This is a genomic window from Rhizobium sp. C4, from assembly GCF_021026315.1.
GTDB lineage: Bacteria > Pseudomonadota > Alphaproteobacteria > Rhizobiales > Rhizobiaceae > Ensifer_A.
The window spans coordinates 392,173-416,343 of sequence record NZ_JAJNCX010000002.1 but is presented as its reverse complement, the minus strand read 5'-3'; the positions used below and the strand labels follow the sequence as shown (position 1 = coordinate 416,343).

General features: G+C 61.5%; 20 protein-coding genes. 6 read left to right on the top strand and 14 right to left on the bottom strand.

What is annotated here, in order from left to right; all coding sequences use genetic code 11:
- Positions 1–27 precede the first annotated feature (27 nt).
- The 5 genes from LQK84_RS05505 to LQK84_RS05485 all read left to right on the top strand — a co-directional run bounded on the left by LQK84_RS05505 (position 28) and on the right by LQK84_RS05485 (position 6,536).
- A complete protein-coding gene (locus LQK84_RS05505) occupies positions 28–1,944 on the top strand; it encodes a methyl-accepting chemotaxis protein (RefSeq protein WP_230827669.1) in 1,917 nt (638 codons plus the stop codon).
- A gap of 187 nt (positions 1,945–2,131) precedes the next feature.
- Positions 2,132–3,973: a methyl-accepting chemotaxis protein gene (locus tag LQK84_RS05500; RefSeq protein ID WP_230827668.1), complete on the top strand. Its 1,842-nt coding sequence runs from the start codon at positions 2,132–2,134 to the stop codon at positions 3,971–3,973.
- Positions 3,974–4,465 carry a chemotaxis protein CheW gene (locus tag LQK84_RS05495; protein WP_230827667.1) on the top strand — a complete coding sequence of 164 codons (492 nt, stop codon included), beginning with the start codon at positions 3,974–3,976 and terminating at the stop codon, positions 4,463–4,465. It abuts the gene before it with no gap.
- A gap of 119 nt (positions 4,466–4,584) precedes the next feature.
- Complete coding sequence (locus tag LQK84_RS05490; protein ID WP_230827665.1) at positions 4,585–5,436, top strand: CheR family methyltransferase; 852 nt, start codon at positions 4,585–4,587, stop codon at positions 5,434–5,436.
- 5 nt (positions 5,437–5,441) lie between these two features.
- Positions 5,442–6,536, top strand: a complete 1,095-nt coding sequence (locus LQK84_RS05485) for a protein-glutamate methylesterase/protein-glutamine glutaminase (protein WP_230827664.1) — start codon at positions 5,442–5,444, stop codon at positions 6,534–6,536.
- 206 nt (positions 6,537–6,742) lie between these two features.
- Here the strand turns inward: LQK84_RS05485 and LQK84_RS05480 are convergent, their stop codons facing one another.
- Entirely contained in the window at positions 6,743–8,527 is a 1,785-nt protein-coding gene (locus LQK84_RS05480) for an APC family permease (RefSeq protein ID WP_230827663.1), read from the bottom strand.
- A 243-nt stretch (positions 8,528–8,770) separates the two neighbouring features.
- Between LQK84_RS05480 and LQK84_RS05475 the strand changes: the two genes are divergently transcribed.
- The gene (locus LQK84_RS05475; protein WP_230827662.1) at positions 8,771–11,140 is read left to right on the top strand and encodes a DUF1989 domain-containing protein; all 2,370 of its coding nucleotides are present in this window, start codon (positions 8,771–8,773) and stop codon (positions 11,138–11,140) included.
- Here the strand turns inward: LQK84_RS05475 and LQK84_RS25075 are convergent.
- From LQK84_RS25075 to LQK84_RS05405, 13 genes are all read right to left on the bottom strand, one after another.
- On the bottom strand, positions 11,137–11,736 hold the full coding sequence (locus tag LQK84_RS25075) for a methyl-accepting chemotaxis protein (RefSeq protein ID WP_269071819.1): 600 nt from the start codon (positions 11,734–11,736) through the stop codon (positions 11,137–11,139). The genes LQK84_RS05475 and LQK84_RS25075 overlap by 4 nt on opposite strands.
- A 108-nt stretch (positions 11,737–11,844) precedes the next feature.
- The gene (locus tag LQK84_RS05460; protein ID WP_230827661.1) at positions 11,845–13,185 is read right to left on the bottom strand and encodes an NAD(P)-binding domain-containing protein; all 1,341 of its coding nucleotides are present in this window, start codon (positions 13,183–13,185) and stop codon (positions 11,845–11,847) included.
- Between the two features lie 66 nt (positions 13,186–13,251).
- Positions 13,252–14,292: a heme-dependent oxidative N-demethylase family protein gene (locus LQK84_RS05455; protein WP_230827660.1), complete on the bottom strand. Its 1,041-nt coding sequence runs from the start codon at positions 14,290–14,292 to the stop codon at positions 13,252–13,254.
- A gap of 30 nt (positions 14,293–14,322) precedes the next feature.
- Complete coding sequence (locus LQK84_RS05450) at positions 14,323–15,288, bottom strand: PDR/VanB family oxidoreductase (protein WP_230827659.1); 966 nt, start codon at positions 15,286–15,288, stop codon at positions 14,323–14,325.
- Complete coding sequence (locus tag LQK84_RS05445) at positions 15,285–15,890, bottom strand: dimethylamine monooxygenase subunit DmmA family protein (protein WP_230827658.1); 606 nt, start codon at positions 15,888–15,890, stop codon at positions 15,285–15,287. The genes LQK84_RS05450 and LQK84_RS05445 overlap by 4 nt, the downstream gene beginning before the upstream one ends.
- A 10-nt stretch (positions 15,891–15,900) precedes the next feature.
- Complete coding sequence (locus LQK84_RS05440) at positions 15,901–17,034, bottom strand: aminomethyltransferase family protein (protein ID WP_230827656.1); 1,134 nt, start codon at positions 17,032–17,034, stop codon at positions 15,901–15,903.
- Positions 17,035–17,146: 112 nt separating this feature from the next.
- Positions 17,147–18,052 (bottom strand): bifunctional methylenetetrahydrofolate dehydrogenase/methenyltetrahydrofolate cyclohydrolase FolD, encoded by a 906-nt coding sequence (gene folD / locus LQK84_RS05435; RefSeq protein WP_230827655.1) that lies wholly within the window; start codon positions 18,050–18,052, stop codon positions 17,147–17,149.
- 5 nt (positions 18,053–18,057) lie between these two features.
- A complete protein-coding gene (purU, locus tag LQK84_RS05430; protein WP_230827654.1) occupies positions 18,058–18,942 on the bottom strand; it encodes a formyltetrahydrofolate deformylase in 885 nt (294 codons plus the stop codon).
- Between the two features lie 95 nt (positions 18,943–19,037).
- Complete coding sequence (gene glnT, locus LQK84_RS05425) at positions 19,038–20,345, bottom strand: type III glutamate--ammonia ligase (protein WP_230827653.1); 1,308 nt, start codon at positions 20,343–20,345, stop codon at positions 19,038–19,040.
- A 76-nt stretch (positions 20,346–20,421) separates the two neighbouring features.
- Positions 20,422–21,750 carry an FMN-binding glutamate synthase family protein gene (locus tag LQK84_RS05420; RefSeq protein ID WP_230827652.1) on the bottom strand — a complete coding sequence of 443 codons (1,329 nt, stop codon included), beginning with the start codon at positions 21,748–21,750 and terminating at the stop codon, positions 20,422–20,424.
- Between the two features lie 15 nt (positions 21,751–21,765).
- On the bottom strand, positions 21,766–22,452 hold the full coding sequence (locus tag LQK84_RS05415; protein WP_230827651.1) for a GXGXG domain-containing protein: 687 nt from the start codon (positions 22,450–22,452) through the stop codon (positions 21,766–21,768).
- A 30-nt stretch (positions 22,453–22,482) separates the two neighbouring features.
- On the bottom strand, positions 22,483–23,391 hold the full coding sequence (locus tag LQK84_RS05410) for a class II glutamine amidotransferase (protein ID WP_230827650.1): 909 nt from the start codon (positions 23,389–23,391) through the stop codon (positions 22,483–22,485).
- 93 nt (positions 23,392–23,484) lie between these two features.
- Positions 23,485–24,171, bottom strand: a complete 687-nt coding sequence (locus tag LQK84_RS05405; protein WP_230827649.1) for a helix-turn-helix domain-containing protein — start codon at positions 24,169–24,171, stop codon at positions 23,485–23,487.

Below are 24,171 nucleotides of genomic sequence, written 5' to 3'. Positions count from 1 at the left end.
ATCGAGATAAAACTTGGGGGTTTTGAAATGTCCATTCTAACGCAGATGAAGAAGTCATCGCAGGCTCCGACCGCCATCGAAGAAATCAGGCGGCTGACAGCTGCCTTCAATGACGGCGATGTATCGGGTCGCGCAAATCTGACCGGTGCCACGGGAGGCGCGCGGGATGTACTCGAAGCCCTCAACGCTTTGCTGGAAGCAGCCACCCGCCCGGTCAGCAATCTCGAGCAATCGATCGCCCACATGTCGGCCGAACATGATCGTGGCGATATCGACGTGACGGTTCCCGCAGAGACGTTCAAGGGCACCTTCGCCGTCGTGGCCCGAGGCATCAATGACATGGTCGCCAGCCACATCGCCGTCAAGAAGAAGGCCATGGCCTGCGTCAAGGAATTCGCCGAGGGCAATTTCGACGCACCGCTGGAACAGTTCCCCGGCAAGAAGGCCTTCATCAACGAGACGATCGAGGGGCTCCGCGGCAACATGCGCGGCCTGATCACCGAGATGAACACCATGTCCAGCGAGCACGACAAGGGCGACATCGACGTCTTCGTCCCGGTCGAGCGCTTCAAGGGCAGCTTCGGCACCATGGCCAAGGGCATCAACGACATGGTCGCCGGCCATATCGCCGTCAAGAAGAAGGCCATGGCCTGCATCAAGGAGTTCGGCGCCGGCAACTTTGACGCCCCGCTGGAACAGTTCCCCGGCAAGAAGGCCTTCATCAACGAGACAATCGAGACGCTTCGCGGCAACTTCCGCGCCATCATCGGCGAGTTGCAGCGCCTGATCGCCGCATCCACCGAAGGCAAGCTCAGCGAACGCGGCGCGGCCGAACATTTCGTCGGCGACTTTTCAAAGCTCGTCGCCGGCATCAACGGCATGCTCGACGCCATCATCCTGCCGATCGCGGAAGGCAATCGCATCCTCGAACTCGTCAGCACCGGTGACCTGCGGCAGTATGTGACGATCGACTGCGAGGGCGATCACGAGAAGATGAAGGACGCGATCAACCTGCTCGTCCAGAACCTCTCGAACGTCGCGACCGGCATCGCCAGCGCCGCCGACCAGGTTGCAGACGGCAGCCAGCAGCTTTCGTCCGCTGCCGAGCAACTGTCGCAGGGTGTCAGCGAACAGGCGGCCTCCGGCGAAGAAGCCTCGGCTTCGATGGAAGAGATGGCCGCCAACATCAAGCAGAACGCCGACAACGCCGCGCAGACGGAAAAGATCGCCCGTCAGTCGTCGAAGGACGCCGAAGCCTCCGGAGAGGCGGTCAACAAGGCCGTCAACGCCATGCGCACGATTGCCGAGAAGATCTCGATCGTCCAGGAAATCGCCCGCCAGACCGACCTTCTTGCTCTGAACGCCGCTGTGGAAGCAGCCCGCGCCGGCGAACATGGGCGTGGCTTCGCGGTCGTCGCTTCGGAAGTCCGCAAGCTGGCCGAACGCAGCCAGCTGGCCGCTGCCGAAATCTCCGGTCTCTCGGGTGAAACCGTGAAGGTCGCGACCGAAGCCGGCGACATGCTGTCCAAGCTGGTTCCCGACATCCGCAAGACCGCGGAGCTCGTGGCTGAAATTTCGGCCGCCTGCCGCGAACAGGACATCGGCGCCAGCCAGATCAACGAGGCGATCCTGCAACTCGACAAGGTAACGCAGCAGAATGCCAGCGCTTCGGACGAAATGTCATCGACATCGGAGGAGCTCGCCGCCCAGGCGGAAGAACTCCAGGCCTCCATCGCCTTCTTCCGCGTGGATGCATTCGTTGAATCCAATCCGGTGAAGACGCTGCAGGCGACGGCCGCCAAGATGGCAGCCAGGACGACGAAGCCGGCCGCCAAGCACGCGATGCGCGCGCCCGCGGCTCCGGTCAAGCAAAAGGGTTTCAAGCTGGACATGGAGATCGGCGGGCCTGACGGCGACGACGATCACTTCCATCAGGCCGGCTGAAAGCAGAGGCCAAACGGCGCGCCATGACGGCGCGCCGCCGGCACCGGAGGTTGGGGACCCCCGATGCCACGAGACGGGCAACCGGATTGCGAACGAGTGAGTGTATCGGTCTTCGCGGACAATATTAGCAAAATGGTCTGTAGAGACCGGTTTTCAAACGAGCACAGCACTCACGGGGGTGGCTAATATGCGCTTCACTATCAAATTCAAACTTGCCCTCGCATTCGGGCTGATGATCATTCTTTCGGCGGGCATGTCAGCACTCGCCATCGTTAAACTGTCGTCGCTGAATTCGGCCATCAGCGTTATTGTCGACGGCCCGGCCGCCAATCTCAGGAACTCAGGCGATCTGGCGACCGCAGTGCTCAACGCCATACGCATGGAAAAGAACGTCGTAATAAGCACCGAGCAGCAAGCCATCTCCGGCTTTGTTGAGCAGGTGAAATTGAACAGGGAAAAGGCTGTTCAAATCGCGACGCAGATCACCAAGGTTACGAAAAATCAACTTGTTACCGACCGCATGAAGGAATTCGGCGACGCCTATCAGAAATGGGCTCCGCTTGACGACCAGATTCTCAAGTGGGGTATTGAAAACACCAGTGAGAGCAATCGCCTTGCCGGCGAAATGTCGATGGGTGAAGCCCGCAAGGTTTCGAACGACATGCTGAAGGCGCTTTCGGCTGCCAATGACGCTATTATTGCAGATTTGAACGAGACCAACACCGCGACGGACCAGGAATACGCCACATCGCGCAACATTCTCATCGGGTCGGTGGTAGCAATGCTGCTCTTGTCCGTCAGCATCGCACTCTGGATCGCCATGGGCATCAATTCCGGCCTGAAGAAGATCCAGGCTGTTGCAGAAGCCGTCGCGATCGGCGACCTGAACCAGGACGTCCAGATCAAGACCAATGACGAAATCAAGGATCTGGTCGACACGATCAACGTCATGACCGGCAACCTGCGCAACACGGCAAACGTCGCCGACCAGATCGCCAATGGCGACCTGACCGTGACGCCGAAGCCGATGTCCGACAAGGATACGCTCGGCATGTCGCTGCAGTCGATGGTCGAGCGTCTGCGCGGCGTGGTTGGCGATGCCCTCGCCGCAGCCGACAACGTCTCCTCGGGCAGCCAGCAGCTTTCTTCGGGCTCTGAACAGCTCTCGCAGGGCGCAACCGAACAGGCCTCCTCTGCCGAAGAAGCCTCCGCTTCGATGGAAGAAATGGCCGCCAACATCAAGCAGAACGCTGACAACGCCGCCCAGACGGAAAAGATCGCCCGTCAGTCGTCGAAGGACGCCGAAGCCTCCGGCGAGGCGGTCAACAAGGCCGTCAACGCCATGCGCACGATTGCCGAGAAGATCTCGATCGTCCAGGAAATCGCCCGCCAGACCGACCTTCTTGCCCTCAACGCCGCTGTCGAAGCAGCGCGCGCCGGCGAACATGGTCGCGGCTTCGCGGTCGTGGCTTCGGAAGTCCGCAAGCTCGCTGAACGCAGCCAGCTGGCTGCCGCCGAAATCTCCGGTCTCTCGGGTGAAACCGTGAAGGTCGCGACCGAAGCCGGCGACATGCTCTCGAAGCTGGTTCCGGATATCCGCAAGACGGCCGAACTGGTTGCGGAAATCTCTGCAGCCTGCCGTGAACAGGATATCGGCGCCTCGCAGATCAACGAAGCGATCCAGCAGCTCGACAAGGTGACGCAGCAGAATGCCGGCGCATCGGAAGAGATGTCCGCAACGTCTGAAGAACTCGCCGCCCAGGCGGAAGAACTCCAGGCCTCCATCGCCTTCTTCAAGGTCGATGCCGCCGGCGGACAGAAAAGCGTCATCCGCCATTCGATGGCACATGCCGCCCCGCAAAAGCCGGCCCCTGCCCTCAAGGCAAAGACCGTCTCCAAGCCGGCCGCCAAGAAAACAACCGCCGACCACAGCGTCGCTGCCCAGCAGGCACGCGCCAAGGGCTTCGCGCTCGACATGTCGATGGGCGGACCAGACAGCGACGACCACGACTTCAAGGAGAGTGCATAAATGGCTACGAACGCCTCTGAATCGCAATACGTGACCTTCGGCCTTGATGACGAGTGCTTTGCGGTGCCCGTCGAGGTGGTCAGGGAAATCCTTGACTACGAGGATGTGTTCCGCATCCCGCATGGTCCTGACTATCTCCTGGGTCTGCGTGACGTGCGCGGTCAGGGCGTTCCGGTCATCGACCTCCGTCTGCGGCTCGGCATGTCCGGCATGGCGCAAACGACGCATACGCGCGTTCTCGTCATCGACGTGCCGATCGCCGGGCGTCTGCTGACGCTTGGCCTCGTCGCCGACCGCGTCTTCGAGGTTGCCTCGTTCCAGAACGACGCCGTCGAAGGCGCCCCCGATATCGGGGTGCGCTGGTCGTCGGAATATATCTCCGGCGTGGTCCGTCGCAATGGCGGCTTCGTGGTGATCATTGATCTCGGCCGCCTCTTCACCGGCGCCGATGTGACGGCCCTGGTTGCCGGGCCGAAGGCGAAATCCGCCTGATCAAGATAATAGCGGCGGCGGCGTCAATGCGACACCGCCGCTGCAAAGACCCTGTTGGAAGCGCGGATGTGTGATGAGCACACGGGGGACCCGCGCCCTGAAACTGAAAGAGTTCTAGCGTGTCAGTAGCAGAAGCCAGACTTCAATATGATGCGGGGATCAGTTCGAAGAATTTCGAGCGGCTTGCTCGCTACATCTACGACTATAGCGGCATCAAGATGCCGCCCTCGAAGAAGACCATGCTGGAGGGACGCCTGCGCCGCCGCCTGCGCGCCACCGACATCGAGACCTTCGACGAGTATTGCGAATATCTCTTCAAGCACGGCGGACTGGAACGCGAAGCGATCCACCTGATGGACGCCGTGACGACCAACAAGACCGACTTTTTCCGCGAGCCGAAACATTTCGAGCACATGGTGGACAAGGCGCTGCCGACGCTTCTCTCGGATGGCTTCCGGCGCCTGCGTATCTGGAGTGCCGCCGCCTCGATCGGCGCGGAAGCCTACACGATTGCCATGGTCATGGAGGACTTCCTCAGGACCAACAGCAGCCTCGACTACAGCGTGCTCGCCACGGACCTGTCGACCGAGGTGCTCAAGATTGCCCGCCGCGGCGTCTATCCGCGAAGCATGATTTCGCCCGTCGATGCAACGATGCGCAAGCGCTATGTCATGGAAGCGCGCGACCCGGAACGCGACGAGGTGCGCATCCATCCGAAGCTGCGCGCCAAGGTCGGCTTTGCGCGGCTGAACCTCATGGACGAGAAATACGAGGTCGGGGAAAAGACCCACATCGTCTTCTGCCGCAATGTCCTGATCTATTTCGACAAGCCGACGCAGCAGAAAGTGCTCCGGCGCCTCTGCGACAATCTTATCTCCGGCGGCTTTCTCTATGTCGGGCACTCCGAAACGATCACCGGCCTTGATCTCCCGGTGAAGCAAGTTGCAAACACGGTCTTCAGGAGGATTTGACCGCCATGGCCGAGAAAAAAATCCGCGTCCTCATCGTCGATGACTCCGCCAGCGTCCGGCAGGCTCTCGCAAAGGTGCTGACCGAGGAAGGCGATATCGAAATCATCGGGGCCGCCGCTGATCCCTTCATGGCAGCCAAGAAGCTGCAGGAGGACGTCCCGGACGTCATCACGCTCGATGTCGAAATGCCCAAGATGGACGGCATCACCTTCCTCAGGAAGCTGATGTCGCAGCATCCGATCCCCGTCGTCATGTGCTCGTCGCTGACGGAAACGGGCTCCGAAACGCTGATGCAGGCGATGGAAGCCGGCGCAGTCGATGTCATCCTGAAGCCGAAGATTGCAGCGGCCGACTTCCTGGCCGAATCCGGCGCCCGCATCCGCCAGACGGTGCGCGCCGCCGCCCAGGCGCGCCTTGGCGCCATGCGCAAGCGCTCCGGCACCGGATCGTCGTCTGCCGGCCCCGCCGCGAAGCTGACGGCCGACGCCGTGCTCCCTCCGCCGACCGGCCGCGCCATGGCCAAGACCACGGAAATGGTCGTCTGCGTCGGCGCATCCACCGGCGGCACGGAAGCGCTGCGCGAACTGCTGGAAGCCCTGCCCGCCAATACACCCGGCATGGTCATCGTCCAGCACATGCCGGAAAAGTTCACCGCCGCCTTCGCCAAGCGCCTCAACGGGCTTTGCGAGGTGGAGGTCAAGGAAGCCGAGAATGGCGACCCCGTGCTGCGCGGCCATGTGCTGATTGCTCCCGGCGACAAGCATATGCTGCTGGAGCGTCAGGGCGCCCGCTACGTCGTCTCCGTTCGCGACGGCCCCCTCGTCTCACGCCATCGCCCGTCAGTGGATGTGCTCTTCCGTTCGGCAGCCCGCTCGGCCGGCTCCAACGCCATGGGCGTCATCATGACCGGCATGGGCGACGACGGCGCGCGCGGCATGCTCGAAATGCACCAGGCCGGTGCCTTCACGGTCGCCCAGGACGAAGCGACCTCCGTCGTTTACGGCATGCCGAAGGAAGCCGTCGCCAAGGGCGGTGTCGACCGCATCGTGCCGCTTGAACAGATCGCCCGCGAAATCCTCGCAGCCGACAAGCGTCACTGATCGGGAATGCCGCAATTCGCAAAAGGCCGGCTTTGATTGCGGTTGCGAGGGGCGCAGACGACGATTCGATCGATTGAAGCGTTGAAACCGCGACAGCGCAACAATTGCAGCGGGCGGTGCGTCTTCTGCGAATAGGTACTGGCGCGTCGCCAAGACATGAACCGCCCCGGCAAGCCGGGGCGGAATGGTTTTGGACGTTTCGCTCGTCAGGCCGGCAGCTGGAAGAACCAGTTGGCGACCAGAACGATGGCGAGACCAAGTAGCAGTGCCAAATAGGGCAGGATGCCTGCCTTCTTCACGCCGAGGTCCTGTCCGACCAGACCGAGATCTTCCATCGCGCCTGCCGGGAACTGGCCGCCATCGCGCACATAGTGACGGTAGGCGAAGACCGGCAGGATCAGCGCGGCGAAGGCAAAACCGATCCACAGTGCATTGGAATAGCCCCAGACCTTGGCGCCTGCCCCGAGGAAGAGCGCATTGACGAAGGCCAGCACGGTATTGACGCCGATCAGCCAGGTCGGTGCTTTCCACGGACGCTCGACATGGCCGGAATCCATGCGGTGGATCCAGCCGGAGTTGAGGTTGAGGAAGTTGAAGATGATATAGCCGACGTTGGAGACGGCGAGCACGAAGAAATAGCCGCTGGTGTCCGATGCGATGGCAAGCAGCATCAGGTTGAAGACGAAGTCCGTCCACATGGCCCGGGTCGGCGCACCGTTCTCGTTCACGTGGTCGAGATATTTCGGCAGCCAGCCATCCTTGGAGCCCTGATAGAGCGTGCGCGACGAGCCGGCCATGGCGGTCATGATGGCCAGGAACAGCGCCATGATCATCAGCACGACGAGCAGCTGGGTGACGACGCGACCGGCGCCGATCAGGCCGCCAAGCGCTTCGCCAACGCCCGTGCCATCCACAATCCCAGGTGCCAGCATGCCTTCATGCCCGAGCACGCCCTGGAAGGCGAAGGGCACGAGGAAGAAGAAGACGCAGCAGGCAAGGCCCGAATAGAAGATGGCCTTGTATGTATCCGTCTTCGGGTTCTTCAGTTCCCGCGTATAGCAGACGGCGGTTTCGAATCCGTAGGTCGACCATGCGGCGATGTAGAGACCGCCAAGGAAAAGCGTCCAGCCGCCGATGCTCCATGTTCCGTCTGTTGCGGCATAGGCTGCGGTCGGCGGCACAAGGCCGGTGACGTTGGAGGCGACGATCTGGCCGCTGACGATCGGATAGATGCCGATGATCAACAGCGGCACGAGGACGATGATCGCCAGCCACTTCTGCACGCTCGCCGTCTCGGAAATGCCGCGATGCTGGATCGCAAAGATGATCAGCATCAGGATGCCGCCGATGAAGAAGGTGGCATTGATGTTGGCGGTGGCGAGGAACGGAATGCTGAAGCTGACGAGCGACCAGTTGCGGATGGCGGGCGTGAGCGCGGCGACGCCATCAGCGCTCAGAAGCGCAGTGACGGCGTCCTGCGGCGAGGTGCCGGCATGTGCGGCAATGTATTCGGCGACACGGGGACTATCGATGGTGACTGACGAGGCGTGCGCGCTGATCCAGCTCAGCACAGCCTGAGAATCGGCTGCGGGGATGGGATAGAAGGCATTCAGAATGTACCCGGCCGCAATCGCGCAGCCAAGAGAGAGCACCGGCGACCATGCAAACCAGTTGCACCAGACCGACAGCGGCGCGATGAATTTCGAATAGCGAAGCCAGGCGGTGGCGCCATAGACCGAGGCGCCGCCGGACTTGTTGCCGAACATGCCGGCGATTTCTGCATAGGTAAAGGATTGCAGGAACCCCATGACCATCGAAATGATCCACACGAGAAAGGCAAGCTTGCCCGTCGTGCCGGCGATGCCGCCGATGGAGAAGAGAACGAGCGGCGGCACGCCGGCCGCGACCCAGAACGCGCCCTTCCAGTCGAGCGCGCGTATCAGCTTTCCTTCACTGCCGGCGGAGACGCCGGCGTTCACGATATCCGTCATTGGTGATATTCCCCTTCGTTGTTCCGGACGTCTCTTCGAACGTCTCCCTGAACGTGCCTCCCATGGCATTGCGGGGCTTGCCGGAGATTGTCATGAGCCGTGTCTGTGCGCGGGTTCCAGATGCATGCCCTTTATGCATAGTGAAGATTTTTTCTTTTTAGTCAATACGGCCTTTACTTGCCCATTGCATTTTGTCAACATGATCCCGGTGCAACGACGCCCTTCATCTCAAGAGACAGAACCATGCGCGACACACACACGCTGGCCGCTGGCATCAGACCCGTCACGGCGAGCATCATCCGCTATCCGGGCATTGCGACCCTGCCTGCGGGCACGGAGCGCTATCGCTGCAAGGGCGGCGGATCGCTCACCGTTCGGGTTGAACCCGGCGATACCGTCACGCTGACGGATAGCGAAGGCGGGCAGGCCTGCGAGCTGACATTTCTGGATGAGACCGGCCGTTTTCAGTCCGCTGGTCTTGGCGTGTCCTTCAGCGGCGAGGCCACCGGCCTGAAAGCCCTGCTGTCCTCCGGTGACGAAAGCATTGAGCGCGTGAAGACAGCGCTGTCCCGGCGCGGCGCGGACATCGCATCCGCCGCAGCGTTCCGCCTCTTCGGCGGCTCCTCACCCGCCGGGAATACGGCGGAATTCACCATCGCCCTGAAAGGCCTCCTCATTGTCTGCGCACCGGGTGCGGCCATGTCGCCAGAGGCGCAGGACACTGCCACACCTCTCGAAGTCCGCATTCGCCGCACGACAATCCTGCGCGACTACGCCTCCGCCCTGCCCGAGCCGCTGGCCGACCCGATCGAGGATATCCGCATCCGGGCCGCCACCGCCTCGGCCTATTTCGTGCGGGCCGGCGAATTCATCCAGATCATCGATGTCTATGGCCGGCAATGCACCGACTTTCAGGCCTTTTCCGCCCGCAAGGTCGACAAGGGGCTGGATCTCGCGCTCGATTCCACCGTGACACGCACGCTGCTCGGCCGCAGCTATCCGACACCCGGCCTTCCCTCCAAGGCCTTCGACCGCGATTTCGAACCGCTGGTGGAGATCGTGCAGGACACCGTCGGCCGCCATGATGCCTTCGCGACAGCCTGCAATTCGCGCTACTACGACGACATGGGCTATCCGGGCCATGCGAACTGCACGGACAATTTCAATGCGGCGCTGGCGCCTTACGGCATTGCCGGCCGCAAGGGCTGGGAAGCGCTCAACTATTTCTACAACACCAATATCGATCACAATAACCAGCTCTATCTGGACGAGCCCTGGTCGCGGCCGGGCGATTACGTCCTGATGCGGGCGCTGACCGATCTCGTCTGCGTCTCCTCCTCCTGCCCCGACGATATCGACGCCGCCAATGGCTGGGACCCGACCGACATTCACGTCCGGACATTTTCCGGCAAGGAAAAATTCACACGAGCCGTGGCCTATCGCATGACCCCTGACGCAGAACCTGAACTGACGCGGGAAACCGCCTTCCATCCGCGCCTTTCCGCCATGACGCGCGACTTCACCGAATATCGCGGCTTCTGGCTGCCGAACCGCTTCTGCTCCGAAGGGCCGATCGAGGAATATTGGGCCTGCCGCGAACGCGCCGCCCTGATCGACCTCTCGCCCTTACGCAAATTCGAGGTGACGGGACCGGATGCCGAGGAACTGCTGCAATATTGCCTGACGCGCGACGTGCGCAAGCTCTCGACCGGCCAGGTCGTTTATTCGGCCATGTGCTACGAACATGGCGGCATGATCGACGACGGCACGCTGTTCCGTCTGGGCGACAAGAACTTCCGCTGGATCGGAGGCGATGACGTAAGCGGCATCTGGCTGCGCGAGCAGGCGGAGAAGAAGGGCTTCAAGGCCTGGGTCCGTTCCTCCACCGACCAGATGCACAATATCGCACTCCAGGGGCCGGCGAGCCGCGATATCCTGAAAGAGATCATCTGGACCGCGCCGCGCCAGCCGGCCATCGGCGAGCTGGAATGGTTCCGCTTCGCCGTTGGCCGCATCGGCACGTTCGAGGGCGCCCCCGTTGTCGTCTCGCGCACCGGCTATACCGGCGAGCTCGGCTATGAAATCTTCTGTCATCCGAAGGATGCGACAGCGGTTTTCGATGCGGTCTGGAAAGCTGGCGAGCCCTATGGGCTGAAGCCGATGGGGCTTGAGGCGCTGGACATGGTGCGCATCGAGGCGGGCCTGATCTTCGCCCACCACGAATTTGACGACCAGACCGATCCCTTCGAGGCCGGTATAGGCTTTGCCGTGCCGCTGAAGTCCAAACAGGATGATTTCATCGGCCGCGAAGCCCTCACGCGGCGCAAGGCCAATCCGCGGCACCTGATGGTCGGGCTGGATATTGAGGCCAATGACGCAGTCGGCCATGGCGATTGCATCCATATCGGCCGCGCCCAGATCGGTGTCATCACCAGCGCGACCCGATCCCCCATTCTCGGCAAGACGATTGCGCTGGCGCGTGTGGATGTCACCCATGCGGCCGTCGGCACGCAGGTCGAGATCGGCAAGCTCGATGGCCAGCAGAAGCGGCTTCCCGCCGTGATCGTGCCGCTCTCGCATTACGATCCGCAAAAGACGCGGCCGCGGTCTTAGCCTTGTCTGCCTTGCGCGGTCGAGATCGCGCGTGCGGCCTCTTCGGAAGAGTTGGCAAGCGCCCGCATCTCCGCCGCCAGCACGGCAAAGCCTGATCCCGCCGTGCCCGCCCTTGCCGCTTCGATCCCGGCATTGACGGCGAGCAGCTTGAGATAGCGCAGCGATTGCAGGATCTCGTTGGTCTTCGACGCCGTCACCCGCATGCCTGCGGTCTGCTCATCCATCCGCTGATAGAGGGACTCGATGTTGAGAATGCTGCCCTCGAGATAAAGCAGCTCGCCCGTCTCATCCCAGACCCCGCCGCCCGTCTCCGTCACCCACACCAGATGCCCGTCACGATGGCGGATGCGGTATTCCAGCGTCCAGTCGGTGCGGGTTTCTAGCGCCCTGCCGACCAGCGCGTCCATGACGGGAATATCCTCGTCATGCATGATCGAGGTGAAGGTGCGCACGCGATTGCCGATAATCTCGTCGGCCGGATAGCCGAAAATGCGCTCGATGCCGTTGGTCATCTCCAGCATTGTGTAGTTTTCATCCGCGCGGCAGCGGTAGAGGAAGCCGGCCATGCGGCCCAGAACGCTTGTCAGAAAATCCATGGATTTGAAGCTCGAAAAAGAGGGGGAACCTGTTTCTTTACAACGCAAAAAGCCGGCACAGGCCGCCAAAGGCGTCCCATGCCGGTCAGTCGGGGATCCGGTCGCCGGTCAATTGCGCAGATAGGCCTCCATAGAGTCATCCAGCGCCTCGGCCCAGGGCGTATGGTGCTTCGGCGCCATCGTGCCCGTCATCAGCGACTTGTAGGAATTGTTGCGGAAGGCCATGATGTCATCGACCTTGTGCTGCTTCCATTCGAAGAAGGCCTTGCACATCCCGTCGACATCGAAGCTCGGATAGTCCGTATCGGCGATCAGCTCCTTGATATAGGCGCCCTGGTATTTGATCGCATATTTGACGTCGTCGGAGGCCTCTTCGCGCGCCTCGCGCTCGGCCACATCCGCCAGCAGAACCGCTTTGTCTTCCGGAACCTTGATGCGGCCCATGATGATGTCGCGGACATACCAGGCCTGGGCATCGAACATGTTGAAGGTGAACCACTGGTCCTGCATGCCGAGATAGAAGAGCTTCGGGTTATGCACATAGACCACGCCCTTGTAGAGATCGGCCGTGGCGAGCCGGTTCTTGGTCTTCAGGCGCAACTCGTCGGGCAGGAACGGGAAATAGTGCTTGTAGCCGGTGCAGAGGATGATCGCGTCGACCTCCTTGCTGGAACCGTCCTTGAAGAAGGCTGTCTTGCCCTCGACCCTGACGAGTGCCGGCTTTTCTTCCCAATTGTCCGGCCAGTTGAAGCCCATCGGCGCCGAGCGGTAGCAGGAGGTCACGGTCTTGGCACCATATTTCCAGCATTGCGAGCCGATGTCTTCGGCCGAATAGGACGAGCCGACGACCAGCACATTCTGATCGGTGAATTCGCGCGCGTCGCGGAAATCATGCGCATGGACGATACGGCCATAGAAGTGCTCGAAGCCCGGATATTCCGGCACGTTCGGGGATGAGAAGTGGCCGGAGGCGCAGACGACATAGTCGAAGCGCTCCTTGTAGACCGTGTCCTTGACCATGTCGTGGACGGTCACGGTGAAGTCGCCGCTGTCCTGATTATATTCCACCCAGCGGATGACGGAGGAGAAGCGGATCCACTTGCGGACATCCGCCTTCTTCACCCGGCCCTCGATGTAATCCATCATCACGGCGCGCGGCGGATAGGAGGCGATCTGCTTGCCGAAATGCTCCTCGAAGGAATAGTCCGCAAATTCGAGCCCTTCCTTCGGACCATTGGTCCAGAGGTAGCGATACATCGAATTATGGATCGGCTCGCCGTTCTCATCGACGCCCGTTCGCCAGCTGTAGTTCCAGAGCCCACCCCAGTTCGACTGCTTCTCGAAGCAGACCACTTCCGGGATATCCGCGCCCTTCTTGGCGGCGGATTGAAACGCTCTCAGCTGGGCAAGGCCCGAAGGGCCCGCACCGATAACGGCAACTCGTGTCATGTCGCATTCCCCTTCCAGATTTTTATGGAAATTCTTGATTACTCAGATGATTGGCGCTGCGGGGGCTCAGTCGGGCCAGAAGCCCGGGCTGGTCGGCGCACCGTCGTCATGTGTCGAGAGCCAGTCGATCGTCGTCTGGCGATAGCGGGTGAGACCCTTGTAATCGACGAGTTCCGGCGGCAGCGTTTTCAGCACGCGCGGAAAGCGGCGCGCCCATTTCGGCACGCTCACCAGCTCTTCCATATTCATCAGATAGCAGCGGATGACGAAGAGAATGGCGTTGGAGCGCGGCAGCCGCCACAGCGTCTGCAATTCGACGCGCAGATGCACCTTCTCGCCGACATTCTCCGGCGTGACGGTGGTGCGATCCGGTCCCCATTTGGGATAGTTTTCCGGGCTGGTGTCGAGCCGGGGATTGATCGTCATCGTCCAGTTGAACCGGCGCACCGGCTTGCCCAGCTGCAGGTTCAGGAGGAATTTCAGCGCGCGTTCGAAGACGCCGATCTGGTGGGCGAGAGGCACCGGGCCGTGCCATTCCATGAAGTTCATGCCGATGTCGAAATCGAGCGACCAGTCGGCCTGCGTCGTCACCATGCCGGCATCCATCCAGAGATTGCCGTCGCGCTGGTCCACGATGCAGATATCGCCCTGCGTCTGCCGGCTGATATATTCCAGCGGCTCGTAAGGCAGCGTCGCGGCGTCGCCGAAGGTGAACGTGTCGTCGATGCCGAGAGGCCGGTTGATCCAGCGCCACTGGTCGCCATTGCGGATCAGGGTGAAGTGTTCGGGGTATCCGGCGGCCTGCTGTTCCATCAGCAGTTCCAGCGTATCCCACTGCGCCGACATCATATGCGGCAGCGCCTGATAGCGCAGCGGATCTTCCTTCAGCACCAGAGCCCGGTCGCGCATCTCCGAAACATAATGCTCATCGACATCGATGAGGTTTTCGTAGACCGTGCCGGCCCGGCCCTTCACATGCGGCTCCATGTTGACCGAATACATGTATTCGTCCCGGTCGAAGGGAAAGGGAAAGCGCCGGATATTTTCCGGGCTGTTGCGATAGGTGAAATCGTCCCGGAACGTTTCCTGCTTGAAGGCGAGTGACATGATCGTTCTCCTGGGTGTCGGTCGTAAGAACTAGAGGTCGAGATGCAGCGCGTTTCCCTCGAAGCGGGACACGCAGATCATGACCTTCCGGCCGGAGGCCTTTTCTTCATCGGTGAGATAGACGTCGTGATGCAGAAGCATGCCCTCGCAGAGCGCAACGCCGGTCTCGCATTGGCCGCAGGCGCCGCCACGGCACAGGAAGGGCGGATCGACGCCGGCGGCCTCGATCGCCTCCAGCATGCTTTCGTGATGGCCGACATGGACCGTCTTGCCCGAGCGGGTGAGCTCGATCGAAAACGGCTTGCCGGATTGGGCAGAGAGGAACCGCTCCGAATGCAGGGTCTGCTCCGGCCAGCCGGCCTCGATCCCTGCCTTCAGCACGCCGTCGATCATGCCGGACGGACCGCAGACATAGAGATGCGTTCCAAGCGGCTGGCTGTCGAGGAGACGGGAAAGCGGAATGAAACTGCCATCCGCATCCGCGTAGATCTTGACCCGATGCGGCCCGTAACGCGCGACCAGTTCCTGGCAATAGGCACCGCGATCCAGTGAGCGCACGGCATAATGCAGCTCGAAATTCGCACCCTCGCGGGCAAACTGCTCCATCATGGCAATGAAGGGCGTGATCCCGATGCCGCCGGCAATCAGCAGATGCTTGCGCCCGCGCCAGTCCGGCTGGAAGAGATTGACCGGGTAGCTCACCCGGATCTCATCGCCCTCATTCAGCTTCTCATGCATGAAGGCCGAGCCGCCGCGCGAATCCTCGACACGCAGCACGCTGATCTCATAGGCCGAACAGTCATGCGGCGGCGACATCAGCGAATAGGCGTTACGCCGCAGGTGCCCGTCATCGTCCATGGTGACGATGACATGCGCGCCGCCGGAAAAGGACGGCATGGGCTGTCCGTCCAGCCGCTCGAAGCGGAAGCGCTTGACGCCATTGGCAACGGGCGTGATTTTCGCGACCCTGACCGGGATTTCCATGCCACCGCTCATAGGAACAACTCCTCAGGCTCAGGCGCGCTGCCGGGCTCCTCGGCATCGATATTGACGCCCTGGAACGCACCGAGACGGCGCGAATAGTGGTCGCGGACCAGAAGCGGCAGTCCGCAATGGCTGCAGGCAAAGGGGCTCTGCGTCACATCCTCGGTCATGCCCTTGCAGTGAACGCATTGAACGCGTCGGGCGAGCGAGCCGCGATGTTCGGTGAGGATCGCGGCATCCGCCATGCCGAGATCCAGCGCCACCGTCATCGCCTGCCCGATGAAGCCTTCCGTGCCGGCGATATAGAGCCTTGTGCCCATATGCGCGTTCGAGAGAGAGACCTTGAGCCGGAAAAGCAGCGTGGCGATGGTCGGCGCGGTGAAGAACATGTCGGCCCCGAGCCGGCGCAGCGCCTCGTCATGGCCCTGTCCCTGCGATCCCCGCGCAACGTAGAGAACCTCGCTGCGCGACAGGATGGTTTCATCCAGTTGGTCCGCCTGGTCGAGGAGGGCGTTCGCCCCCTCGCCTTCCAGAACGAAGAGATGCCGCCGGGCGTATGGCTGGAGGACGAGGCCCTTGTAGACCGGCCGGCTCTTGATGCCTTCGACAAGCATGGTCGCCTCCTTAACCGATGGCGGTCCGCTTTTTCTTCTCAGGATCATCAAACGGGAGCGTGTGGGCGATTGCGCTTGCATTCAGCGCCTTGCCGCGCACCTCAAGCTTCACGCCCTGCACTGCCTTGTCGACATCGAGACGGGCAATCGCCATGGATTTGCCGGTGAGCGTCGAATAGCAGGGGCAGGTAATGACGCCGACCTTTTTGCCATCGGCAAAGACCTCGTCGCCGAGATCGGCCGGGCCATCGGCATCGAGCAGCATGCCGAAAATCTTGAAGCGCTCCTTGCCCTTCAGCCGCGCATGTTCTTCTGCACCACGGAAGCCGGTCTTGCCGGGGCTGACGGTGAAATCGAGCCCGAGCTCCCACAGGCTGTCGCCCGGCGGCTGGTCGGCAAACGGATACATCTGCGAATTGTCGTAGGGGTAGAACAGCAGGTAGCTCTCGACGCGCAGCATGTCGAGCACGCTGAAGCAGCAGGGAATGATCCCCATTTCCGCACCCTCTGCAACGATACGATCCCAGACCATGGGCGCATCCTGCCCGCGCACGAAAATCTCGTAGCCGCGTTCGCCGGTATAGCCGGTGCGCGAGATCATCACCGGCGCGCCGAAGAGCGTCGTCTGCATGTGATGGAAATATTTGAGGTCGCGGATGCCGGGGACATATTTGGCCAGATAATCGACCGCGACAGGCCCCTGCAGCGACAGATCGTGCAGGTCGTCATCGAAGAGAACGGCGCAGTTGCGCCCCGCAGCCTGCTTGACGATTTCCTCGTGGCCGGAGCCAGAGCCATGCACCAGCATCCAGGAATTCGGGCCGGTGCGGTAGACGATGCAGTCATCGGTGAAAAGACCGCGATCGTTGAGCATGGCCGCATAGACCGAACGGCCGGGATAGATCTTGCTCATGTCGCGCGTGGTAATGTAGTCGAGCACCGCAATGGCATGCGGTCCCACCAGATGCACCTTTTTCAGCCCCGAAACATCCATCAAGCCGGCCTTGGTGCGGATCGCCACATGCTCTTCAGACATGTCCTTGTCGTAGGTCCAGGCGGTTCCCATGCCGCTCCAGTCCTCGAGTTTCGATCCGAGAGCACGATGTCGATCCGCCAGAGCGGAGAAGCGCCACGATAATGCCATTTCGTTCCCTCTTTTCCTGCGTGGAATATTTATTTCCTGAGTATATGCGTCTTTCACGTCTTGGCAAGTCGATCCGGCGGGATTTTAGAAGCTGCCGGATCAGATATTGTGCTCAGAATTGCGGGGCCGTTTTCCCGAGCGCGCGGTGCGCCGCAATCACCGTATTGGCCATCAGCATGGCGATCGTCATCGGCCCGACGCCGCCCGGAACCGGGGTGATCGCACCGGCGACCTCGGCTGCCTCCGCATAGGCGACATCGCCCACCAGCCGGCTTTTGCCCTCGCCCTTTTCCGGCGCTGCGATCCGGTTGATGCCCACATCGATCACGGTGGCGCCCGGCTTCACCCAATCGGCTTTCACCATTTCCGGCCGCCCGACAGCCGCCACCAGAATGTCGGCATGGCGGCAGAGGCCCGCGATATCCTTGCTGCGCGAATGCGCCACCGTGACAGTCGCGTTGGCATGAAGCAGCAATTGCGCCATCGGCTTGCCGAAGAGGTTCGAGCGGCCGATCACCACGGCGTTGAGGCCTGAGAGATCCGCGCCATGAATGGAGCGCACCAGGAGCATGGCACCCGCAGGCGTGCAGGAAATCAGGCCGGTCTCGAGGTCACCGGTTGCAAGCTTGCCGGCATTGACGACATGCAGGCCATCGACATCCTTTTCCGGCCGGATGGACTGGACGATGGCCTCCGAATTCAGATGTTTCGGCAGCGGCAATTGCACGAGAACGCCGTGAATGGTCCGCTCTTCGTTCAGCGTGGCAACGAGTGCGGCAAGCTCTTCCTGTGTCGTCTCCGCCGGCAGCGTATTCTGGATGGAGTTGAAGCCGCATTCCTTCGCCATCCGCCCCTTGGCGCCGACATAGGCGTGGCTGGCCGGATCGTCGCCGACGATGATGACGGCGAGCCCGGTCTTCACGCCGGTCTCCGCCTCAAGACCTGCGGCAGCGGCCTTCACCGCCTCGATCACCGAGGCCGCCGCCTTCTTTCCGTCGATGATTGCCGCGTGTGCCATTGGTCTCAGCCCATCCGTTCCGAGGCGTAGCTTCCGGGGCTTGCCGGGAAGACGACCGTGCGATTGCCGTTGATGAACACCCGATGGTGGATATGGGCGTGAATGGCACGCGCCAGAACCTGGCTTTCCACGTCACGGCCGATCGACACATAGTCGGCCGCCGATTGCGAATGGGTGACGCGCGCCACGTCCTGTTCGATGATCGGGCCTTCGTCGAGGTCCGCCGTCACGTAATGCGCCGTCGCACCGATCAGCTTCACACCGCGCTCGAAGGCCTGCTTGTAGGGGTTCGCGCCCTTGAAGGACGGCAGGAAGGAATGGTGGATATTGATGATGCGGCCCGACATCTTCTTGCAGATATCGTCGGACAGAACCTGCATGTAGCGGGCCAGCACGATCAGTTCCGCGCCCGAGGCGTTGACGATATCCATCAGCCGGGCTTCTGCTTCCGGCTTGTTGGCCTTCGTGACGTTGACATGGTGGAAGGGAATGTCGTGGTTGACGACGACCTTCTGGTAATCGAAATGGTTGGAGACGACGCCGACGATCTCGATCGGCAGCGCGCCGATCTTCCAGCGGTAGAGAAGGTCGTTGAGGCAGTGCCCGAAGCGGGAGACCATCAGCAGGACCTTCATCTTGTCAGCCCCGTCCTGGAAGCGGGCGGTCATGCCATATTGCTTCTCGATCGCCTTGAAGCCGGCCGTGATGTCCTCAATGGTCGCGCCTTCCTGACTGGTAAAGGTCAGGCGCATGAAGAACATGCCGGTATCGAGGTCGTCGAACTGCGAGGAGTCGACGATGTAGCAACCCTTTTCGGCCAGAAAGCCGGTGATCGCGGCCACAATGCCCCGCGTCGATTTGCATGTCACTGTCAGTACGTAGTTCTTCATGGTGATCTTCCTCCGCCGTTTGCGGCCAGACGTTCTCCTTTGCGCCGAAGGGTGAGCCTTCGGCGCATGGTTTGATACAGACCTGTTCTGAATGCTCAGATATCGAGCGTGCTGTCGCGTTCCCACTGCGTGAAATGCGAGCAGTAGGCGTTCCATTCCTGGTGCTTGAGCTTGAGATAGGCCGCGGAAAATTCCACACCGATCGCCTGCTTCAAGCCCTCGTCCTCATCATAGGCGCGCAGCGCATCGAGCAGGTTGAGCGGCAGGCGCGGCGCGTTCTTGACGAGATGGCCTTCCGCATACATGTCGATGTCGTGGCGCGGACCGGGATCGGCCTTGCTGCGCAACCCATCAAGACCGGCGGCAATGATCACGGCCTGAAGAAGATACGGATTGACCGCACCATCCGGCAGGCGAAGCTCGAAGCGGCCGGGGCCGGGCACGCGCACCATGTGGGTACGGTTATTGCCGGTCCAGGTGACGGAGTTGGGCGACCAGGTCGCGCCCGAGGTCGTGCGCGGCGCGTTGATACGCTTGTAGGAGTTCACCGTCGGATTGGTGATCGCGGCTAGCGACGAGGCGTGCTTCATGATGCCGCCGAGGAAATGCTTGCCCTCGGCCGACAGGCCGAATTCGGCCTGCTTGTCGGCAAAGACATTGACCTTGCCGTCATTGTCCCAGACCGAGATATGGCAGTGGCAGCCATTGCCGGTCAGGCCCTTGAAGGGCTTGGGCATGAAGGTTGCCCGAAGCCCGTGCTTCTCGGCAATCGACTTGACCATGAACTTGAAGAAGGAATGCTTGTCCGCCGTCTTCAGCGCATCGTCATATTCCCAGTTCATCTCGAACTGGCCGTTGGCGTCCTCATGGTCGTTCTGATAGGCGCCCCATCCAAGTTCCAGCATGTAATCGCAGATCTCGGCGATGACGTCATAGCGGCGCATGACGGCCTGCTGGTCGTAGCAGGGCTTTTCGGCGGTGTCGTATTCGTCCGAAATCTTGGCGCCATCGGCAGTGATCAGGAAGAACTCGGCCTCAACGCCGGTCTTGACGCGCTTGCCTTCGGCTGCGGCTTCGGCCACGAGCTTCTTCAGCACGTTGCGGGGCGCTTGCTCCACAAGCTTGCCTTCCATCATGCAATCGGCGGCGACCCAGGCGACGTCCTTCTTCCATGGGAGCTGGATGACAGTCTCCGGGTCCGGCACCGCGAACAGGTCGGGATGCGCCGGCGTCATGTCGAGCCAGGTCGCAAAGCCGGCAAAGCCCGCACCTTCCTCCTGCATGCCTGCGATCGCCTGAGCCGGCACCAGCTTGGCACGCTGCCCACCGAAGAGATCGGTGTAGGAAATCATGAAATATTTGATGCCTTTGTCTTTTGCAAAGGCAGCAAGATCCAGTGTCATTCTCGTTCCCCTTTGGATTATTCGAGACACTTCGATAATGCATGCAAGTCCCGGGCCTTCTCGGCCCGGGTGCCGTTCAAAAACCTCCCTTGCCCGGATACCAGCTGGTGCCGGCGAGCGGGACCTGCGCCATGGCGGCGGCCTCCATCGTCAGCGCGCAGAGGTCTTCCGGCTCGAGGTTGTGGAGGTGGTTCTTGCCGCAGGCGCGGGCAATCGTCTGCGCCTCCAGCGTCATGACCTTGAGATAGTTGGCGAGACGCCGGCCGGCCGTGACCGGATCAAGGCGCGCGGCAAGTTCCGGGTCCTGCGTCGTGATACCCGCCGGGTCCTTGCCTTCGTGCCAGTCATCATAGGCGCCAGCCGTCGTGCCGAGCTTCTGATATTCCTCTTCCCAGCGCGGATCGTTGTCGCCGATGGCAACCAGCGCCGCCGTGCCGATGGCAACCGCATCCGCACCGAGTGCGAGCGCCTTGGCGACGTCTGCGCCGGAGCGAATGCCGCCGGAAATGATCAGCTGCACCTTGCGATGCATGCCGAGATCCTGCAGCGCCTGAACGGCGGGGCGGATACAGGCAAGCGTCGGCATGCCGACATTCTCGATGAAGACGTCCTGCGTCGCCGCCGTTCCGCCCTGCATGCCGTCAAGCACGACGACATCGGCCCCAGCCTTCACGGCCAGCGCGGTGTCGTAGTAGGGACGCGCGCCGCCAACCTTCACATAGATCGGCTTTTCCCAGTCGGTGATTTCGCGCAGCTCCATGATCTTGATTTCAAGATCGTCCGGGCCGGTCCAGTCCGGGTGACGGCAGGCGGAACGCTGGTCGATCCCCTTAGGCAGGTTGCGCATATTGGCAACGCGATCGGAAATCTTCTGGCCGAGCAGCATGCCGCCGCCGCCGGGCTTGGCGCCCTGGCCAATCACGATTTCAATGGCGTCGGCGCGGCGCAGATCCTTCGGGTTCATGCCGTAGCGCGACGGCAGATACTGATAGACCAGCATCTGCGAATGGCCGCGCTCTTCATCCGTCATGCCGCCGTCGCCGGTCGTCGTGGACGTGCCCGCAAGTGTCGCGCCGCGGCCAAGCGCTTCCTTGGCATTGCCCGACAGCGCGCCGAAGCTCATGCCGGCAATGGTGATCGGCGTCTTGAGCGTGATGGGCTTCTTGGCAAAGCGGCTGCCGAGAACGACAGTCGTGTCGCATTTCTCGCGATAGCCTTCGAGCGGATAGCGGGAGATCGAAGCGCCGAGGAACAGCAGGTCGTCGAAATGCGGGACCTTGCGCTTGGTGCCGCCGCCACGAATGTCATAGATGCCGGTTGCCGCCGCGCGGCGGATTTCCGCGAGCGTCTGGTCATCGAACGTGGCTGACTTGCGCGGTGGGGTCGGTGGATTGTGATAGCTCATGATGTCCCCTTCGCCTCAATATGCGTCGGCATTGTCGATGTTGAAATTGTAGAGCTTGCGCGCCGATCCGTAGCGCTTGAACTCCTCCGGCCGGACATCGCTGATGCCAGCCAGTTCCAGAAGCTCGGACAGCTTTTCGATATGCTCCGGCCGCAGCTCCTTCTCGATGCAGTCGGCACCGAGGCTCTTGACCGAACCGCGTACGAAGAGCTTGGCCTCGTAGAGACTGTCGCCGAGCGCATCGCCGGCATCGCCCAGCACGACGAGATGGCCGGACTGGCCCATGAAGGCCGACATGTGGCCGATATTGCCGTGAACGACGATATCGATGCCCTTCATCGAAATGCCGCAGCGGGACGCCGCATTGCCCTTGATGACCAGCAGACCGCCGCGCCCGGTGGCACCCGCATATTGGCTGGCGTCACCTTCGATGACGACCGAGCCGGACATCATGTTTTCGGCCACACCCGGTCCGGCCGAGCCGTGAACGGTGACATTGCCGCCATCGTTCATGCCGGCACAGTAATAGCCGACCGAACCCTTGATCTCGACGGTAACGGGCGCATCGATGCCGACGGCCACGGCATGGTGCCCGCGCGGATTGATGACTTCGAAGACGGTATCGTTCGCGCCGGCGGGAAGTCCGTGCAGCGCGCTGTTGAGGTCCCGCAAGGGGGTAGTGGAAAGGTCAAAAACAGGCATGAAGAACTCTCTCGATTGTGTTTGCGCCTGTCAGGCGGCCTTCTCGTGATCCCAGAAATAGACGGTGGCCGGCTCCGGCTCCCAGATGCGGGCGGTCTCGATGCCCGGAAGATTGACCAGAGCGCGGTATTCGGAGCCGAAGGCGACATATTGGTCGGTCTCGGCCATGACGGCGGGCTTGCAGGCGATGGGATCGCGCAGCACGCCGAAACCGGATTTCGTGCCGACAACGAAGGTGAAGAAGCCATCGAGATCATCGACGGCACTTGTCAGCGCAGCCCCCAGATCCTTGCCCTTGGCCATTTCGGCGGTGAGATAGGCGGCAGCCACTTCGCTGTCGTTTTCCGTCTCGAAGGTCATGCCCTGGCGCTTCAGCTCGCGGCGCAGGTTGTTGTGGTTCGACAGCGAGCCGTTGTGAACGAGGCACTGGTCCGAACCGGTCGAGAAGGGATGCGCGCCGAGCGTCGTGACCGCGGATTCCGTTGCCATGCGGGTATGGCCGATGCCATGCGTGCCGGACATGCCGCTCACCGCAAAGCGCGACACGACATCCTTCGGCAGGCCGATTTCCTTGTAGATTTCAATCGCGTCGCCGCTGCTCATCACCCGGGCATCCGGGCGGAGCGTCGCAAGGGCCGCACGGCCCTCGTCGAGCTTGTCCTTTGCGAGTGTGACGACCGCGTGGGTGCTCTTCACCTCGATGGCGACAGGCGCGCCGAGCGCGCTCTGAAGCTCGGCTTCCAACCCGGCAAAATCCTTCGCCGGCTTGGCCGACTGAAGCGTGATCTTCGCCGTCTTGCCGTTGTCATTGCCGTAGATGGCAATGCCGGCGCTGTCCGGACCACGATCCGTCATCGTGATCAGCATGGATGACAGAAGCGCGCCCAGCTGAGGCTCAAGCGCCTTATCCTTCAAGAAGAGACCGACAATCCCGCACATGGACCAAACCTCCGTTTTCGCGTCTGCAAAAATGGCTATCAGGTTCAGTTTCGGATTTCAACCCAAAAGAATAATTTTTTCTTCTAAGGCAATTCAGTCGATCTTGCCGCGCTGCGGATAACAGATGATCGACAGGTATTTCGCCGGCAGTTTCACAAGCTTTTCCGGCCCATGCGGTGCATCCGCATCGAAGAACAGGCTGTCGCCGGGCTGCATGGGGAAAAGCTGGTCGCTGTGACGATAAACCACCTCGCCTTCCAGCATGTAGAGGAACTCCATGCCTTCATGCTGGAATGTCGGGAAGACATCGGAATCGGCCGTCAGGCTGATGAGATAGGGTTCGACGATGACGCCGCTCGAATTGTTGTCGATATGGCCGAGCAGATTATACTGGTGGCCGGCACGCGTGCCGCGGCGCTCCAGCTCGACACCCTGCCCCGCCTTGACGAAGACCGCATTGCGCGGCTCTTCATAGCCCCGGAAGAAGGCCGTCAGCGGCACGCCGAGTGCGCGCGACAGCGATTGCAGCGTCGTCAGCGAGGGAGAGATATTGCCATTCTCGATCTTCGACAGCATGCCGAGCGAAATGCCGGTCGCAGCCGCCAGGTCGGTCACGGTGATGCCGAGCTTCTTGCGGTAGGCGCGAACCTCATGGCCGATCGCCATTTCGAGATTGTTTTCCTTGGGCTCGCGAACCGCATGGGGATCTTGCGAAAATGCCGCCTTCGCAGCGTGGGCTTCCTCGTCTTTTGTCGTTTTCTTATCGGCCTTGGTTTTCAT

Bases quoted from the DNA above. Each gene is read 5' to 3' on its own strand.
- LQK84_RS05505 (WP_230827669.1), top strand. From the start codon at position 28: ATGTCCATTCTAACGCAGATGAAGAAGTCATCGCAGGCTCCGACCGCC.
- LQK84_RS05500 (WP_230827668.1), top strand. From the start codon at position 2,132: ATGCGCTTCACTATCAAATTCAAACTTGCCCTCGCATTCGGGCTGATG.
- LQK84_RS05495 (WP_230827667.1), top strand. From the start codon at position 3,974: ATGGCTACGAACGCCTCTGAATCGCAATACGTGACCTTCGGCCTTGAT.
- LQK84_RS05485 (WP_230827664.1), top strand. From the start codon at position 5,442: ATGGCCGAGAAAAAAATCCGCGTCCTCATCGTCGATGACTCCGCCAGC.
- LQK84_RS05480 (WP_230827663.1), bottom strand. From the start codon at position 8,527: ATGACGGATATCGTGAACGCCGGCGTCTCCGCCGGCAGTGAAGGAAAG.
- LQK84_RS05475 (WP_230827662.1), top strand. From the start codon at position 8,771: ATGCGCGACACACACACGCTGGCCGCTGGCATCAGACCCGTCACGGCG.
- LQK84_RS25075 (WP_269071819.1), bottom strand. From the start codon at position 11,736: ATGGATTTTCTGACAAGCGTTCTGGGCCGCATGGCCGGCTTCCTCTAC.
- LQK84_RS05460 (WP_230827661.1), bottom strand. From the start codon at position 13,185: ATGACACGAGTTGCCGTTATCGGTGCGGGCCCTTCGGGCCTTGCCCAG.
- LQK84_RS05455 (WP_230827660.1), bottom strand. From the start codon at position 14,292: ATGTCACTCGCCTTCAAGCAGGAAACGTTCCGGGACGATTTCACCTAT.
- LQK84_RS05450 (WP_230827659.1), bottom strand. From the start codon at position 15,288: ATGAGCGGTGGCATGGAAATCCCGGTCAGGGTCGCGAAAATCACGCCC.
- LQK84_RS05445 (WP_230827658.1), bottom strand. From the start codon at position 15,890: ATGCTTGTCGAAGGCATCAAGAGCCGGCCGGTCTACAAGGGCCTCGTC.
- LQK84_RS05440 (WP_230827656.1), bottom strand. From the start codon at position 17,034: ATGGCATTATCGTGGCGCTTCTCCGCTCTGGCGGATCGACATCGTGCT.
- folD (WP_230827655.1), bottom strand. From the start codon at position 18,052: ATGGCACACGCGGCAATCATCGACGGAAAGAAGGCGGCGGCCTCGGTG.
- purU (WP_230827654.1), bottom strand. From the start codon at position 18,942: ATGAAGAACTACGTACTGACAGTGACATGCAAATCGACGCGGGGCATT.
- glnT (WP_230827653.1), bottom strand. From the start codon at position 20,345: ATGACACTGGATCTTGCTGCCTTTGCAAAAGACAAAGGCATCAAATAT.
- LQK84_RS05420 (WP_230827652.1), bottom strand. From the start codon at position 21,750: ATGAGCTATCACAATCCACCGACCCCACCGCGCAAGTCAGCCACGTTC.
- LQK84_RS05415 (WP_230827651.1), bottom strand. From the start codon at position 22,452: ATGCCTGTTTTTGACCTTTCCACTACCCCCTTGCGGGACCTCAACAGC.
- LQK84_RS05410 (WP_230827650.1), bottom strand. From the start codon at position 23,391: ATGTGCGGGATTGTCGGTCTCTTCTTGAAGGATAAGGCGCTTGAGCCT.
- LQK84_RS05405 (WP_230827649.1), bottom strand. From the start codon at position 24,171: ATGAAAACCAAGGCCGATAAGAAAACGACAAAAGACGAGGAAGCCCAC.